The 12,133-nt window shown below is 70.9% G+C and carries 14 protein-coding genes; 7 read left to right on the top strand and 7 right to left on the bottom strand.

What is annotated here, in order from left to right; all coding sequences use genetic code 11:
- Positions 1-189: 189 nt before the first annotated feature.
- The 3 genes from AMK18_RS14035 to AMK18_RS14025 all read right to left on the bottom strand — a co-directional run bounded on the left by AMK18_RS14035 (position 190) and on the right by AMK18_RS14025 (position 2,373).
- Positions 190-513, bottom strand: coding sequence for an STAS domain-containing protein (locus AMK18_RS14035; RefSeq protein ID WP_018102617.1), 324 nt, complete (start codon positions 511-513; stop codon positions 190-192).
- Positions 514-750: 237 nt separating this feature from the next.
- Positions 751-1,599, bottom strand: coding sequence for a 3-hydroxyacyl-CoA dehydrogenase family protein (locus AMK18_RS14030; protein ID WP_018102618.1), 849 nt, complete (start codon positions 1,597-1,599; stop codon positions 751-753).
- A gap of 132 nt (positions 1,600-1,731) precedes the next feature.
- Positions 1,732-2,373, bottom strand: coding sequence for a TetR/AcrR family transcriptional regulator (locus AMK18_RS14025; protein ID WP_073863027.1), 642 nt, complete (start codon positions 2,371-2,373; stop codon positions 1,732-1,734).
- A gap of 80 nt (positions 2,374-2,453) precedes the next feature.
- Here AMK18_RS14025 and AMK18_RS14020 point away from each other — a divergent pair, with 80 nt between their 5' ends.
- The 3 genes from AMK18_RS14020 to AMK18_RS14010 are packed head-to-tail and all read left to right on the top strand — an operon-like array spanning position 2,454 to position 4,601.
- Positions 2,454-3,233: an ABC transporter ATP-binding protein gene (locus AMK18_RS14020; RefSeq protein WP_073863026.1), complete on the top strand. Its 780-nt coding sequence runs from the start codon at positions 2,454-2,456 to the stop codon at positions 3,231-3,233.
- Between the two features lie 17 nt (positions 3,234-3,250).
- Positions 3,251-4,000, top strand: a complete 750-nt coding sequence (locus AMK18_RS14015; RefSeq protein ID WP_073863025.1) for an ABC transporter permease — start codon at positions 3,251-3,253, stop codon at positions 3,998-4,000.
- A gap of 13 nt (positions 4,001-4,013) precedes the next feature.
- Positions 4,014-4,601 (top strand): cob(I)yrinic acid a,c-diamide adenosyltransferase, encoded by a 588-nt coding sequence (locus AMK18_RS14010; RefSeq protein WP_073863024.1) that lies wholly within the window; start codon positions 4,014-4,016, stop codon positions 4,599-4,601.
- Here the strand turns inward: AMK18_RS14010 and AMK18_RS14005 are convergent.
- Positions 4,598-5,143, bottom strand: a complete 546-nt coding sequence (locus tag AMK18_RS14005) for a hypothetical protein (protein WP_073863023.1) — start codon at positions 5,141-5,143, stop codon at positions 4,598-4,600. The two genes, AMK18_RS14010 and AMK18_RS14005, sit on opposite strands and share 4 nt — an antisense overlap.
- A gap of 94 nt (positions 5,144-5,237) precedes the next feature.
- On the opposite strand from AMK18_RS14005, the gene AMK18_RS14000 reads away from it, so the two are divergent.
- The 3 genes from AMK18_RS14000 to AMK18_RS13990 all read left to right on the top strand — a co-directional run bounded on the left by AMK18_RS14000 (position 5,238) and on the right by AMK18_RS13990 (position 9,128).
- Complete coding sequence (locus tag AMK18_RS14000; RefSeq protein ID WP_073863022.1) at positions 5,238-6,425, top strand: sensor histidine kinase; 1,188 nt, start codon at positions 5,238-5,240, stop codon at positions 6,423-6,425.
- The gene (locus AMK18_RS13995) at positions 6,422-7,069 is read left to right on the top strand and encodes a response regulator (protein ID WP_073863021.1); all 648 of its coding nucleotides are present in this window, start codon (positions 6,422-6,424) and stop codon (positions 7,067-7,069) included. The genes AMK18_RS14000 and AMK18_RS13995 overlap by 4 nt, the downstream gene beginning before the upstream one ends.
- A gap of 178 nt (positions 7,070-7,247) precedes the next feature.
- The gene (locus tag AMK18_RS13990) at positions 7,248-9,128 is read left to right on the top strand and encodes a glycoside hydrolase family 18 chitinase (RefSeq protein ID WP_073863020.1); all 1,881 of its coding nucleotides are present in this window, start codon (positions 7,248-7,250) and stop codon (positions 9,126-9,128) included.
- Positions 9,129-9,211: 83 nt separating this feature from the next.
- On the opposite strand, the gene AMK18_RS13985 is transcribed toward AMK18_RS13990, so the two are convergent.
- The gene (locus AMK18_RS13985) at positions 9,212-9,958 is read right to left on the bottom strand and encodes a TetR/AcrR family transcriptional regulator (protein WP_073863019.1); all 747 of its coding nucleotides are present in this window, start codon (positions 9,956-9,958) and stop codon (positions 9,212-9,214) included.
- Positions 9,959-10,059: 101 nt separating this feature from the next.
- On the opposite strand from AMK18_RS13985, the gene AMK18_RS13980 reads away from it, so the two are divergent.
- Positions 10,060-11,127: an alpha/beta fold hydrolase gene (locus AMK18_RS13980; RefSeq protein WP_073863018.1), complete on the top strand. Its 1,068-nt coding sequence runs from the start codon at positions 10,060-10,062 to the stop codon at positions 11,125-11,127.
- Positions 11,128-11,142: 15 nt separating this feature from the next.
- Here AMK18_RS13980 and AMK18_RS13975 read toward each other — a convergent pair whose 3' ends face one another.
- Together AMK18_RS13975 and AMK18_RS13970 are read right to left on the bottom strand one after the other, a co-directional pair.
- Positions 11,143-11,589, bottom strand: a complete 447-nt coding sequence (locus AMK18_RS13975; protein ID WP_020207372.1) for a DUF2550 domain-containing protein — start codon at positions 11,587-11,589, stop codon at positions 11,143-11,145.
- Between the two features lie 139 nt (positions 11,590-11,728).
- Positions 11,729-12,103 carry a F0F1 ATP synthase subunit epsilon gene (locus tag AMK18_RS13970; RefSeq protein ID WP_073863017.1) on the bottom strand — a complete coding sequence of 125 codons (375 nt, stop codon included), beginning with the start codon at positions 12,101-12,103 and terminating at the stop codon, positions 11,729-11,731.
- Between the last annotated feature and the right edge of the window lie 30 nt (positions 12,104-12,133).

The following is a 12,133-nucleotide window of genomic DNA, read 5'->3' as shown; positions in this document are numbered from 1 at the left end:
ACGGTCCGGTGTCCGCCGGTCGGGTCCGTCAATCGGCAGACGGCCGAACCCTAAACCTTCGCACAGTATCCATGACCATCCGGGGTGGCGCGCCGCCCCGAGATCACGGTCTCGTGAGGATTGTGTGCCCTGTGAGCCGTACGGTCACCGAGGGTCCGCCGGGGGCCACGGGGCGTCCCCGTGAACCCGTCAGACGCGGGGCAGGGACTCCGCCGCGATGCCGCCCTCGATGGCGAGGATGCGGTGCAGCCGGGTGGCCACCAGGAGGCGTTGCATCTGCGGAGGCACACCGCGCAGCACGAGGCGCCGTCCGGCGCGCCCGGCCCTGCGGTGTGCGCCCATGATGACGCCGAGACCGGTGGCGTCCCACGAATCCAGCTCGGTCAGGTCGAGCACCAGATCGCCGACTCCGTCGTCCAGGGCCGAGTGCAGGACCGTACGGGCGTCCGCCGCGCTTCGGACGTCGAGGCGGCCCCCGACGACCAGCTCGGCGTGGTCGCCCCTGATGTGCATATGCGCTCCCCTGGAATGCTCCGTGGCCCGGTCCGTCTGTCCGAAACTGTCTCTGCCCCAACTGACTGCGGCAGCGACAGGGTAGTTGCCGTCTGTAAGCGAACCGATACCGAATTCACTCCGAGGAGTGATGCGGGAGGGTCGCGAACGCTGGTGGATCCGGTGGATCCGGACGGCGTTTCCCGAACGGCACCCGGTCTGGCTGACAGCGGATCAGCCGGACCGGACCGAAAATGATCAGTAGGTGTAGAAGCCCTGCCCGCTCTTGCGCCCGATGTCACCTGCATCGACCATCCGGCGCATCAGCTCCGGGGCGGCGAACTTCTCGTCCTGCGACTCGGTGTAGATGTTGCTCGTGGCGTGCAGCAGGATGTCGACACCGGTGAGGTCCGCGGTCGCGAGCGGCCCCATCGCGTGGCCGAAACCGAGCTTGCACGCGACATCGATGTCCTCGGCCGTGGCGACGCCCGACTCGTACAGCTTGGCGGCCTCGACCACGAGCGCCGAGATCAGCCGGGTGGTGACGAAGCCGGCCACATCGCGGTTGACGACGATGCAGGTCTTGCCGACGGACTCGGCGAACTCCCGCGCGGTGGCGAGGGTTTCGTCGCTGGTCTTGTAGCCGCGTACGAGCTCGCAGAGCTGCATCATCGGGACCGGCGAGAAGAAGTGCACGCCGACCACGCGCTCCGGGCGCTCCGTCACGGCCGCGATCTTGGTGATCGGGATGGCGGAGGTGTTGGAGGCGAGCACGGTGTCGTCCCGGACGATCTTGTCGAGCGACCGGAAGATCTCGTGCTTCACCTCCAGCTTCTCGAAGACGGCCTCGACCACGATGTCCGCGTCGGCGACGGCGTCGAGGTCGGTGGTCGTGGTGATCCGGCCCAGCGCGGCCTCGGCGTCGGCCGCGTCCAGCTTGCCCTTGGCGACGAACTTGTCGAAGGAGCCCTTGATGCCGTCGCGGCCGCGGGTCAGGGCCTCGTCGGTGACGTCGCGCAGGACGACGTCCCAGCCGGCCTGGGCGGAGACCTGCGCGATGCCGGACCCCATGAGTCCGGCTCCGATGACGGCGAGCTTCCTGGCCACGTTGGCACCCCTCTGTATATGTCGCTGGTTCTGGTCCATGCCCTCCGGCGGAGGTTAGTACCCGGGGCGGGTGCTGGGGCGGCGAAGAGATGCGCGTCACGTCTCAAATGACGGACATCACACCGGGGGCCGTCATTCGGCGGTGCGCCGGGCGTAGTTGAGCACCTTTTCGCCCAGCAGGTCCTCGATGTCGTCCAGCAGGACGAGCGCCCGCCTGGACACCTCGGCGGGCTTGCCGCCGGCCACCATCTCCTGCCCGATGCACGCCATGAGGGTGCTGTGGACCCAGGAGAGCTGACCGGCCACCAGGACCGGCGTCCGGTCCTCCGCCCCGGCGCCGCTCACCTCCACGAGGGTGGCCTCCAGGTGCCGCGCGGCCTCCTGCTGGATGTGCCAGAGCCGGGCCTTGAGGCTGTCGGCCTCCTCGATGACCCGCATGAAGCGGGCGTACCCCTCCATCAGGCCGACGGTGGGCGAGACGCTCTCGACCTGGATGCGCAGCTCCCGCAGCACGGCATCGGCCGCGGACTCGCCCTCGTCGCGGCCCCTGACGTACCGCGAGAGGCGTTCCACGACGCCCTTGCTCCGGTCGAGGAACAGGTCCTCCTTGGCGGGGAAGTAGTTGTACACGGTGTTGACGGAGACGTCGGCGGCGTGGGCGATCTCGGCGATCGTCACCGCGTCGAAGCCCCGCTCCAGGAAGAGGCCGGTGGCCACGTCCGAGAGGTGCTGCCTGGTCTGCCGCTTCTTGCGCTCCCTGAGTCCCTCAGCCATGCCTCCATCGTAGATCGTCTGGGGTCCCTGCAAATTTGGGGTCATTGCATTTTTTCAGTGACTCTGTTTTCGTGGGGGCCATGACCGTCATCAGCACGTCCGGGCTCGCCCGGACCTTCATGAGCAAGTCCGGCCCCGTCGAGGCCGTCCGCTGCCTGGACCTGACCGTCGCGGCCGGCGAGATCGTCGGCCTGCTCGGCCCGAACGGCGCGGGCAAGACGACCACCCTGCGCATGCTCACCACGCTGCTCGCCCCCACCGGCGGCGCGGCCACCGTCGCCGGCCGAGACCTCGTCGCCGACCCGGCGGGCGTACGCGAGCAGTGCGGTTACGTCGCCCAGTCGGGCGGGGTCGACCCGCACGCCACCGTGCGGGAGGAACTGGTCACCCAGGGCCGGATGTACCGGCTCGGCAAGGCGGCCGCGGTCGCCCGGGCCGCCGAACTCGCCGGGGAACTGGGCCTGTCGGACCTGCTCGACCGGCGCACCGCGACCCTCTCCGGCGGCCAGCGCAGGCGCCTCGACATCGCCATGGGGCTCACCCACCGCCCCGCCGTGCTCTTCCTGGACGAGCCGACCACCGGGCTCGACCCGGGCAGCCGCGCCGACCTCTGGGACCTGGTGCGCCGACTGCGCGACGCGCACGGCACCACCGTCGTGCTCACCACGCACTACCTGGACGAGGCGGACGCGCTCGCCGACCGGCTCGTCGTCGTCGACGGCGGCCTGGTCGCGGCGGAGGGCACCCCCGCCGCGCTGAAGACCCGGTACGCGGGCTCGCCCGACGCCACGCTCCAGGACGCCTTCCTCGCCGTCACCGGACGCGCCCCCGCCGCCGACACCGCTCCCCTCGCGGTCTGACACCTCCCGGGACACCCATGCTGCTGCACGACACCGCGCTGATCTTCGGGCGCTACGCCCGCCAGACCCTGCGCTCCAAGTTCCAGGTCCTCTTCGGCATCCTGATGCCCCTCCTCTACCTGCTCTTCTTCGGCCCGCTGCTCACCGAATTGCCGCTCGGCGGGGGCACCGACTCCTGGCAGGTCCTGGTGCCCGGGCTGCTGCTCCAGCTCGGCCTGTTCGGCGCCTCGTTCGCCGGGTTCGGCCTGATCATCGACAAATCGACCGGGGTGGTCGAGCGGATGCGGGTGACCCCGGTGAGCCGGGCGGCGCTGCTGCTGGGCCGGGTGCTGCGGGACGCGCTGCTGTTCGTGTTCCAGGCGGTGCTGCTGGTGCTCGTCGCCGTACTGATGGGGCTGCGGGCGCCGCTGGCCGGGGTGCTGATCGGCTTCCTCTTCGTCGGCCTGCTGACGGTCTCGCTGGCCTCGCTCTCGTACGCACTGGCCATGCGGGTCTCGACGCCGCAGGAGTTCGGGCCCGTCATCAACTCCCTCACCATGCCCGCGATGCTGTTGTCCGGCCTGATGCTGCCGATGACGCTCGGCCCGAAGTGGCTCGACGTCCTCTCGCACTTCACACCGTTCCGCTACCTGGTGGACGCGGTGCGGGACGCGTACGTCGGCTCGTACGCCACCGCGCACATGCTGTACGGGGTCCTGGTCGCCCTCGGCTTCGCGGCGCTGGCCGTGACGGTGGGCACAGGTGTCTTCCGGAAGGCCGGGGCGTAACTACTCTGGCCGCATGGTCAATCTGACGCGCATCTACACCCGTACCGGCGACAAGGGCACCACCGCCCTCGGCGACATGAGCCGCACCGCCAAGACCGATCTGCGGATCTCCGCGTACGCCGACGCCAATGAGGCCAACGCGGTCATCGGCACCGCGATCGCCCTCGGGGGGCTGGACGAGGACGTCGTGAAGGTCCTCGTCCGCGTGCAGAACGACCTGTTCGACGTGGGCGCGGACCTCTCCACGCCGGTGGTCGAGGACCCGGCTCTTTCAAAAACGATGGCCCCGCCGCTGCGCGTCGAGCAGTCGTACGTGGACAAGCTGGAGGCCGACTGCGACCACTACCTGGAACAGGTGGAGAAGCTCCGCAGCTTCATCCTCCCGGGCGGTACGCCGGGCGCGGCGCTGCTCCACCAGGCGTGCACCGTGGTCCGGCGCGCCGAGCGGTCCACCTGGGCGGCGATGGAGGTGCACGGCGAGGTGATGAACGCGCTGACGGCGACCTACCTCAACCGCCTCTCGGACCTGCTGTTCATCCTGGCCCGGGTGGCGAACAAGGAGGTCGGCGACGTCCTCTGGGTGCCGGGCGGCGAGCGCTAGGGAATCGGGCCCGGCTCCCGTTTCGGGAACAGCGTGTAGCTCGCGGCGATCACCAGGTTGATCCCGATGACCAGCAGCATCGTCCGCTGCCAGGACCGCAGCGAGCTCACGTCCCCGTCGCCGCCCACGTACCAGACGGCCGCCTGGAGCAGCGCCAGCGCGGTCGCGGCGGCCACGGTCCAGCGGCCGGCGACCCTCCACTCGTGGACCGCCCGCGCCTTCCCGTACTTCGGCGGCTTCACCGGCGGCGGGCCACCGGCGAACCGGTGGGCGACGCGGGCGTCGGCCCACTTGATGGTGGAGTGCCCGAGGCCGACGGTGAAGCCGATGTACACCGCGGCGAGCCCGTGCTTCCAGTCCGGCTCGGCGCCGTTCTTCAGGTCGACGGCGGTCACCGCGAGCAGGACCAGCTCCAGCACCGGTTCGCACAGCAGCACCGCGGCGCCCAGGCGCGGCTTGCGCGCCCCGTACCGCAGGGCGAGCCCGGCGGCCAGCAGCACCCAGAAGGCGATCTCGCAGGCGACGATGAGTGTGACGATCACGGGTCCGCTCCTTTGCGCTCCCCTCCAGCCTGGCCGCCGCGCGGGCCCGGGGCGTCGGCCCAGGTGACGAAAGACGACTGCATACTTCGATGTAGTGCCGACGCTCTCCCTGCCCCGCCCGCACCGCGACGACGTGCTCATCGCGGTCCTCGGGCTGCTCGGCGGACTGGTGCTGTGGTCGCTCAACCTGTACATGCGGACCGGTGACGTCTTCGGGGACACCCGCCTGCCGCTCGTCCCGCTCGTCGTGATGGCGGCGGCGGAGCTGCTGCGCAGGACCGCGCCGCGCACCGCCCTGGCCGTCGGCTCCGTCGCGCTCGTCGCGGACCAGTGCACCCACGGCAATCTGGCCACCGTGGCGATGTACACCGACGTCATGTACGCGGCGGTGCTGTACGGCACCCCGGCGGCGGCCCGCCGCATCCCGGTGGTGACCTTCCTGATCTCCCTGGTCGTCACCATCGGCTCGCTCGCCTGGATCCGCAGCCCCGAGGCCCTGCTCCTCGGCATCGTCACCGCCCTCGTCGTCTTCGTGCCCGCCCTCACCGGGGTCAGCGTGCGCAACCACCGGGACGCCGCCGACGCGGCCCGGCTGCGCGCCGACCAGACCGCCCTGCTCGCCGAGATGGACCGCACCCAGGCGGTGACCGCCGAGCGGGCCCGGATGGCGCGCGAGCTGCACGACCTGGTCGCCAACCACCTGTCCGCGATCGCCATCCACTCCACCGCCGCGCTCTCCCTCGGCGACCCGGAGACCTCGCGCAACGCCCTCGGGGTCATCCGCGAGAACTCCGTCGAGGGTCTGGCCGAAATGCGCCGCCTGATCGGGCTGCTGCGCACCGGGGCCGCCGACGCGGAGCCCAGCAGCTCGCCGTCCCTGGGTTCGCTGGACGCGCTGGTCGAGCAGCACCGCGCGGCCGCCGCGGACGGCGGGCTGACCTGCGTACTTGAGGACACCAGGGACGGCGGGGCGCCCCTGCCGGCGCCGGTCGGGCCGGCCGCGTACAGGATCGTGCAGGAGTCCCTGACCAACGCGCTCAAGCACGCGGCGCCGGGCCCGGTGACGGTGCGGCTGGGACAGACGGGGCGGCGGCTGACGGTGGAGGTGAGCAGCGTGCTCGGGGACCGGGCGGGGCCGCGCGCGCCGGGGTCGGGGGCCGGTCTGGTGGGGATGCGGGAGCGGGTGGCGCTGCTCGGCGGGGAGTTCGAGGCGGGGCCGGTGAGCGGGATGTGGCGGGTGCGGGCCGAACTGCCCGTGGACGAAGGAGGCGTGGGGTCATGACGGTCCGGGTGGTGGTCGCGGAGGACCAGACGGCGGTACGGGCGGGGCTGGTGCTCATCCTGGGCAGCGCGCCGGACATCGAGGTCGTCGGGGAGGCCGGGGACGGCGAGGAGGCGGTGCGGCTGGCCCGGGAGCTGCGGCCGGACCTGGTGCTGATGGACGTGCAGATGCCGCGCCTGGACGGGGTCGCGGCGACCCGGCAGGTGACCGCCGAGGGGCTGGCGGACGTCCTGGTGCTGACGACGTTCGACCTGGACGCCTATGTGTTCGGGGCGCTGCGGGCGGGGGCCTCGGGCTTCCTGCTGAAGGACACCGAGGCGGTCGGGCTGCTCGACGCGGTGCGCACGGTGGCGCGCGGTGAGGGGCTGATCGCCCCGGCCGTGACGCGGCGGCTGATCGCGGAGTTCGCCGGGGGCGGTTCCGTACGGGCGGACGCTCCGGACGCGTCGGTGCTGGAGGCGCTGACCCGGCGGGAGCGCGAGGTGCTGGGGTGCCTCGGCGAGGGATTGTCGAACGCGGAGATCGCCGAACGGCTGTCCATGGCGGAGGCGACGGCGAAGACGCACGTCAGCCGGTTGCTGGGCAAGCTGGAGCTGCGCAGCAGGGTCCAGGCGGCCGTGCTGGCACAGGAGTTGGGTGTCTGAGGTTTATTCAGCGGACGGTCACGATCTTTGGTCCAGACCTCTTGACGATTGGTCCAGACCTTCTTAATCTCACCGAACACACTGCGGTGAACCTGCCATGACAAAGCGGGTTCAGGGCGGCGCAGGGTTGCAGTTCACGGACCACCCCGTATGTCCGGACCTCACCCGAGGAGCACCGTTGAGCACTGAGACCCCCCGCCGTACCCGATTCAGACTCGGGTCCGGTCGAGCCACCAGAAGCAGAGCCGTCGCGGGCCTCACCGCGCTGCTCCTTCCCCTTGCCGCCATGGTCGGCATGGCCTCCCCCGCCGAGGCGGCGACCTCCGCCACGGCCACGTACGTCAAGAAGTCCGACTGGGGCACCGGCTTCGAGGGCCAGTGGACGGTGAAGAACACCGGCACCACGTCCCTCAGCTCCTGGACCATCGAGTGGGACTTCCCCAGCGGCACCGGCGTCGGCTCCGCCTGGGACGCCACCGTCACCCACACGGGCAACCACTGGACCGCCAAGAACGTCGGCTGGAACGGCACCGTCGCCCCCGGCGCCAGCGTCTCCTTCGGCTTCAACGGCACCGGCTCCGGCAGCGGCGCCGCCACCAACTGCACGCTGAACGGCGCCTCCTGCGACGGCGGCCCCACCGTCCCGGGTGACAATCCCCCGTCGGCGCCGGGCACCCCCACCGCGAGCGCCGTCACCGACACCTCGGCGAAGATCAGCTGGACCGCGGCCACCGACGACAAGGGCGTCAAGAACTACGACGTGCTGCGCGACGGCTCGGTCGTCGCCACGGTCACCGGCACCACGTACACGAACACCGGCCTCACCGCGGGCACGGACTACTCGTACAGCGTGCAGGCGCGGGACACCGCCGACCAGACCGGCCCGGTCAGCGGCGCGGTCAAGGTCCACACCACGGGCGGTGGCGGCACCGACCCCGGCACCGGCGACAAGGTCAACCTCGGCTACTTCGCCGAGTGGGGCGTCTACGGGCGCAACTACCACGTCAAGAACCTGGACACGTCCGGTTCGGCCGCGAAGATCACGCACATCAACTACGCCTTCGGCAACGTCCAGGGCGGCAAGTGCACCATCGGCGACTCCTACGCCGACTACGACAAGGCGTACACCGCCGACCAGTCCGTCGACGGCGTCGCCGACACCTGGGACCAGCCGCTGCGCGGCAGCTTCAACCAGCTGCGCAAGCTGAAGGCGAAGTACCCCCACATCAAGGTGCTGTGGTCCTTCGGCGGCTGGACCTGGTCCGGCGGCTTCGGCCAGGCGGCCCAGAACCCGGCCGCGTTCGCCGACTCCTGCTACAGCCTGGTCGAGGACCCGCGCTGGGCCGATGTCTTCGACGGCATCGACATCGACTGGGAGTACCCCAACGCCTGCGGTCTGACCTGTGACTCCAGCGGCCCGGACGCGCTGAAGAAGCTCACCTCGGCGCTGCGCACCAAGTTCGGCAGCAACAACCTGGTCACCGCCGCCATCACGGCCGACGGCTCCCAGGGCGGCAAGATCGACCTGGCGGACTACGCCGGCGCCGCGCAGTCGCTCAACTGGTACAACGTGATGACGTACGACTTCTTCGGCGCCTGGGACGCGAAGGGCCCGACCGCCCCGCACTCCCCGCTGAACTCGTACTCCGGCATCCCGATCGCGGGCTTCAACTCCGCCGACGCCATCGCCAAGCTGAAGGCCCAGGGCGTCCCCGCGTCCAAGCTGCTGCTCGGCATCGGCTTCTACGGCCGCGGCTGGACCGGCGTCACCCAGGACGCGCCCGGCGGCACCGCCACCGGCGCCGCCCCGGGCACGTACGAGGCGGGCATCGAGGACTACAAGGTCCTCAAGAACACCTGCCCGTCCACCGGCACGATCGCCGGCACCGCGTACGCCCACTGCGGCACCAACTGGTGGAGCTACGACACCCCGGCCACCATCAAGTCGAAGATGGCCTGGGCGAAGTCGCAGGGCCTGGGCGGCGCGTTCTTCTGGGAGTTCAGCGGGGACACCAGCAACGGTGAACTCGTGAGCGCCATGAACACCGGCCTCAACTAGCCCCCGAGGCTCAACCCCCCGAAAACGCCGGGGAGACAGGTCCGCCCCCTGTCTCCCCGGTTTTTCGCGTGCCCGCGGCGCCTTTACGGTGCCGTCGCGTCGATCAGCGCCTGGACGCCGTCGAGGATGCGGTCCAGACCGAAGTCCGGCGAGTCGGTGCCGCTCGCGTCGAAGGCCCCGGCCGCGATGGCCCGGGTGAGCGCGGGGAACCGGTCGGCGTGCCGTTCCAGGAGCTCCCCGGTCAGCCGGCCCCACTCCCGGGCGTGCTCCACGTCGAAGTCCGCCGTCTGCTGGGCGAGGCTGCGCACCTGGCCGATCAGCAGCAGGACGACCTGCTGCCGGTCGGCGGCCCCGAGCCCCGTCGGCTCCAGCGCGGCGTGGGCCGCGTCCAGCCAGCCCAGCTGGTGCGGGCCCATGATCTGCCGGCGCATCGCGGTGGCCGTGAGCAGCCACGGGTGGTCCGCGTACACCTGCCGGGACCGCCGGCTCCAGGCGGCCAGCCGCTCCCGCCAGCCCGGCCCCGCGTCCGCGAGGTCGGGTACGTCGGCGAGGGCCACCTCCACCATGAGCTCGACCAGCTCCGTCTTGCCGGGCACATAGCGGTAGAGCGCCATCCCGGAGACCCCGAGCCCGGCCGCGACGCGCCCCATCGAGACCGCGTCCAGGCCCTCCGCGTCGGCGACGGCGACCGCCTCGTCGGCGATCCGGCGCGGGGTCAGCGAGGGCTTGGGGCCCCGGGCGGGCCGCTCCCGCTCACCCCAGAGCAGCTCGACCCCGGCCCGGATGTCCCTCGGCCCCGTCCGCTTGCTTCTCCCGGCTGCCCCGGCCATCGCGTACTCCCTGGTCTCCGTCGGACGGTTGACACCATCTAAACAACTGTATATACCTTAAGCACTACCGCTTATGCCATAAACAGTTTAAGGAGTCAGCCATGCCGGCCACGATCGTCACCGCGTCCGCCGCCGCCCTGATAGCCGCCCCCGCCGCCGGAATGCTGGGCTACCGGCAGCTCAAGCGCACCGCCCACGCCCGGAAACTGCGCATCACCGCACCGCACGGGATCGAGGAGTCGGGCTTCGTCCGGATCGGCGGCATCGACCAGTGGATCTCCGTACGCGGCGACGACCGCGCCAACCCGGTGATCCTGGAGATCCACGGCGGCCCCGGCGCCTCCAACCACATCTTCCTGCCGCGCACCCGGGCCTGGGAGCGGCACTTCACCGTCGTCCGCTGGGACATGCGCGGCGCCGGCCGCACCTTCGCCGCGCACGGCCCCGACGGCCAGGGGGAGTTCACCCTGAACCGGCTGTACGAGGACGCCCTGGAGGTCACCGACCACATCAGGGCCCGGATGGGCGTCGACAAGGTGCTGCTGGTGGCCAACTCGTTCGGCACGGTCATCGGACTGCGGCTGGCCCGCAGCCACCCCGAGCGGTACTCCGCGTACGTCGGCACCGACCAGAACATCAACGGGGGCGGCCGCGACCGAAGCGCCCACGACGCCCTGCTGGAACGGTTGCGGGCGGCCGGGAAGCGCAAGGACCTGGCCGCCATCACCGCGATGGGCCCCGACCCCGCCGCCTGGACCCCGGAACAGTGGTCGGCCCGAGCGAAGATCGTCGTGACGTCCGACCCGCTGACCTACGACACCATGAAGACCGTGGTGGTCCGCTCGCTGTGGTTCTCACCCCTGCACACGCTGCGCGGGCTGCGCTCCTACCTGCGGGGCATGACCTTCTCGGAGCGCGTCGCGCCCGAGGCCGTGGGGATCGACGAGTGGGCCGAGGGCACCGACTTCGCCCTGCCGTTCTTCGTCTTCCAGGGGGCGCACGACGTGCTGACGCCGCCGGAACCGGCACGCGCGTTCTACGAGGCCGTCACGGCACCGGCCAAGGACTTCGCGCTGATCGAGGACGCGAGCCACTTCGCGTCGTTCCGGCACCCGGACCGCTTCCTGGAGCTGATGCTGACCCGGGTGCGCCCGACGGTCGCGGCCTGATCCGGCGTAAAAGCGCTAGGCGACGTTGACCCGCTGGCCGGGCGGGGCCGCCTCCAGCCAGGCGAGGAAACCGGTCAGCGCGTCCTCGCTCATCGCCAGCTCCAGGCGGGTCTCCCGGTGGAGACAGCCGAGCACGATCGCGTCGGAGAGCAGCGCCAGCTCCTCCTCGCCCTCCGGCATCCGGCGGGCCACGACCTCGATCGCGGACCGTTCCAGGACCCGGCGCGGACGCGGCGAGTAGCTGAAGACCCGGAACCAGTTCACCTTGTCGCCGCTGTACCGGGCGACGCCGTACACCCAGCCCTTGCCGGACAGGTCGGGTTCCTCGGGTACGTTCCACCGGAGACTGCAGTCGAAGGTCCCGCCGGAACGCTGGATCAGCCGCCGGCGCAGACCGAAGACGAAGAGTCCCAGCGCGACCAGTGCGACGACCAGTCCGCCCACCCACAGCGCGAGGTACATCTCCACCGACCTCCTCGCATCATCGAGTAAACGGACACCGTCCGTACGTCACCTGCATCTGCATCGCCTCAGCCGCGACACGGTCCGGAGAGTCTCCGGACCGGGCCGCGGCTGAGGGTAAATCCATGTCGTGAGGTGGCTAGTGTGCCGCCACCGCACGCAGTCGTACTTCGGCACGCCGCTCGGAAGCGGCGTCCGTGTCCGACTTCGCACGCTCCAGCGCACGCTCGGCGCGCTGGACGTCGATCTCGTCGGCAAGCTCCGCGATCTCCGCGAGAAGCGAAAGCTTGTCGTCGGCGAACGAGATGAAACCGCCGTGCACGGCGGCGACGACGGTCGCGCCCTCGCTCGTACGGATCGTCACCGGGCCCGATTCCAGCACACCCAGAAGCGGCTGGTGACCGGGCATGACGCCGATGTCGCCGGACGTGGTGCGCGCGACGACCAGGGTGGCCTCGCCGGACCAGACACTGCGGTCCGCGGCGACCAGCTCGACGTGCAGCTCAGCAGCCAAGGGTGGCTCCTCGGGTCACCACCCGGCGGT

The organism is Streptomyces sp. CB01249 (assembly GCF_001905735.1).
Classification (GTDB): domain Bacteria; phylum Actinomycetota; class Actinomycetes; order Streptomycetales; family Streptomycetaceae; genus Streptomyces.
Note: the sequence above shows the minus strand (reverse complement) of the source record. Positions and strands in the feature narration are given on the sequence as shown.